2 protein-coding genes and 1 pseudogene are annotated in these 2778 nt (G+C 69.0%); 1 reads left to right on the top strand and 2 read right to left on the bottom strand.

Annotation, left to right across the window (positions count from 1 at the left end):
- Positions 1-1259, bottom strand: a 1259-nt coding sequence (locus tag ACILRB_RS15915; RefSeq protein WP_395667272.1) for a shikimate kinase, incomplete at its 3' end; no start/stop codon positions are given.
- A gap of 222 nt (positions 1260-1481) precedes the next feature.
- On the opposite strand from ACILRB_RS15915, the gene ACILRB_RS15910 reads away from it, so the two are divergent.
- Complete coding sequence (locus ACILRB_RS15910) at positions 1482-2219, top strand: OmpW family protein (RefSeq protein WP_395667271.1); 738 nt, start codon at positions 1482-1484, stop codon at positions 2217-2219.
- 165 nt (positions 2220-2384) lie between these two features.
- On the opposite strand, the pseudogene ACILRB_RS15905 reads toward ACILRB_RS15910, so the two are convergent.
- Positions 2385-2778, bottom strand: a pseudogene (locus tag ACILRB_RS15905) (amylo-alpha-1,6-glucosidase); the annotation flags it as partial.

Below are 2778 nucleotides of genomic sequence, written 5' to 3'. Positions count from 1 at the left end.
AGGCCGTATTTGGCGACCTCGGCGTAGCCCGCGCGGAATTCGCGCGCCGGCAGCGTCGCGAGGACGTCGGCGTCGGCGAGCACGATCGAGGGCTGGTGGAAGGCGCCGATCAGATTCTTGCCGCGCGGCGAGTTGATGCCGGTCTTGCCGCCGACGGAGGAATCGACCTGCGCCAGAAGGCTCGTCGGGATCTGCGCGAAGCCCATGCCGCGGCGCACGCTCGCCGCCGCGAAGCCCGCGAGGTCGCCGACGACGCCGCCGCCAAGGGCGACCACAAGGTCGCCGCGCTCGAGCTTCGCCGCGATGATCTCGTCGCAGACGCGCTCATAGGTCGCGAAGGATTTCGAGCCTTCCCCGGGCGCGACGCGCACGACGGCGTGACGCAGCCCGGCCGCGCGCAGCGAGCGCTCGAGCGCCGGCAGATGCGCCTGCGCGACGTTCTCGTCGACGACGACGGCGCAGGCCGCGCCCGGCGCGAGGCGCGCGAGGCAGCTTCCGGCCTCGGCGAGAAGGCCCGGGCCGATCAGGATGTCATAGGAGCGCGCGCCAAGATCGACGCGCACGCAGGCGGACTGCGCCGTCGGCCGCTCTTGGGCGGCGCCTGCGGCCGCGTCGAGGTCGGTTGTGGTCATGGGCTCGGCTTTAAGGCGTGGAAGCTCGGGCGAGAAGCGCAGGTGGAATTCGACCGCCGAGACGATGTCCTCGACGGCCGCCTCATGCGGCCCGTCGCGCGAGACGACGGTGACGTCGGCGCGCGCATAATGGGGATAACGCTGCGCCAGCAGCGTGCGCAAGGTCTTCTCGGGATCGGGGCTTTGCAGCAGCGGCCGGTGCGAGCGCTTGCGCACGCGCCGCCACAGCACGTCGGGGTCCGCCTTGAGCCAGACGGAGACGCCGCGCGCGCCGATGCGCGCCCGCGTCTCCTCGTTGAGGAAGGCCCCGCCGCCGGTCGCGATCACGCGCGGCCCGGTTTCGAGCAGACGCGCCATGACGCGGCGCTCGCCGTCGCGGAAGCTCGCCTCGCCATGCTTGGCGAAGATCTCGGAGACGGTCATGCCGGCCGCCGCCTCGATCTCGGCGTCGGCGTCGACGAACGGCAGGCCGAGGCGCTGCGCGAGCCGCCGCCCCGACGAGGATTTGCCGCAGCCCATGAAGCCGACGAGCACGATCGAGCGGCGCCCGAGCGCGTCGACGAGCGCGCTTGACCTCGCGTCGCGCTGGGCGGGCTTCTCGTTGAGGATTTCGGCTCCGGCCGTCATGGCCCAAGCTTAAAGCGCCGCCGCCCGCGAGGGAAGCGTCGTGAACAAGGCGCAGGCGCCCGCATCCGTTGCCGCGTTACAACAGGTCTTAACAGAAGCTGAAACCCATCTGGCGAATTGAGGGGGATCAAACTTATGGTGAGGGCGAGATCACATGGTCGTCAGGCTGATGACGCGCCATTTCGGCCAGCGATCGTCGCGCCAATTCCCTTGGGGGGCTTTATGTTCAGGTTTGTTCGCTGCGCGCTGGCCGCGCTCATGCTCGGCTCGATGGCGGGCGCCGCCGCAGCCGCCGACGTTCCCGCCATCGAGCCGGCGCCGCCGGCCGCGCCGTTCCACCCGTTCCAGATCCGCCTGCGCGCCGTCGGCGTCGTGCCGGACACCGGCGGCTCGCTCTACACCGTGCAGGGCAACGCCTTCGTGTCGAACGGCTTCAGCGCCTCGACCGCGGTCATTCCCGAAGTCGACCTGACCTATTTCTTCACGCCGAACTTCGCCGTCGAAGCCATCTGCTGCGTGTCCCGTCATAACGTCTATCTGAGCGGCGGCGGCCTCGACGGCCAGCGCGTCGCCAACACCTGGCTGTTTCCGCCGACGGTGCTGCTGCAGTACCACTGGACCAATTTCGGCCAGATCCAGCCTTATGTCGGCGTCGGCGTGAACTACACGCACTTCTTCTCGACCAAGCCCGACTATTACGTGCTCAACACCGTGACCGTCGGCGACTCCTGGGGCGTCGCGGGCCAAATCGGCGTCGACTACATGATCAACGACCAGTGGGGCGTCAACCTCGACGTCAAGAAGATCATGATGAACCCGCGCGTCACCGGCACCATCGTTCCCGGGAGCACGAACATCATCGGCCGCGCCACCCTCAGCCCCTGGCTGTTCGGCGGCGGCGTCACCTTCCGCTTCGGCGGGCCGGCCGCCCCGGTCGCCCCGGTCGTCGCCAAATACTGATCCGTTCACGCGCCTGAGTCCCGGCCGAGCGGGGGCTGAGCCGGACTCCTCCTCAGACGCGAAAGGCGTATGGGCTTCATGCCCATACGCCTTCTTTGTTTCTGGCGCTTGCGTCGCCGCGCCGCGGCCTCAGGCGTTATGGTCCGCGCCTGCCCGGCGCCGGCCTCATTTCAAAAGCATGACCTTGGCCTCGCCCGTGCGCGCGAGAAGATTGACCGTCGCGTCGTCGCCATGACGCTGAAGCTTCAGCTTCACCTGCGCCTCGCCGAGCGTGACCCGCGATAAGGTGACCGAATCAAGGAAGGCCGGCAACAGCGGGTCGACGAAGCGAATCGCCTTTTCCGCAAAAGAAAGACTCATCCCGAGCGAGGCCTGCAGCAGGGCGAAGGGCGTCGCCGCCGCCCAGGCCTGCGGCGCGCAGGCGACAGGATAGGCGGTCGGGCCGCGATGCGGCTTGCGGCTGAAGCCGCAGAACAGCTCCGGCAGGCGACGCAGGTCCTGATGCGTTCCGGCCTCGAACATGGCGGAGAAGATCTGGGCCGCCTCGCAGCCGAGCCCG

The sequence above is a fragment of the Methylocella sp. genome, from assembly GCF_044226135.1.
GTDB lineage: Bacteria > Pseudomonadota > Alphaproteobacteria > Rhizobiales > Beijerinckiaceae > Methylocapsa.
This window is presented reverse-complemented; position numbering and strand designations above follow the sequence as displayed.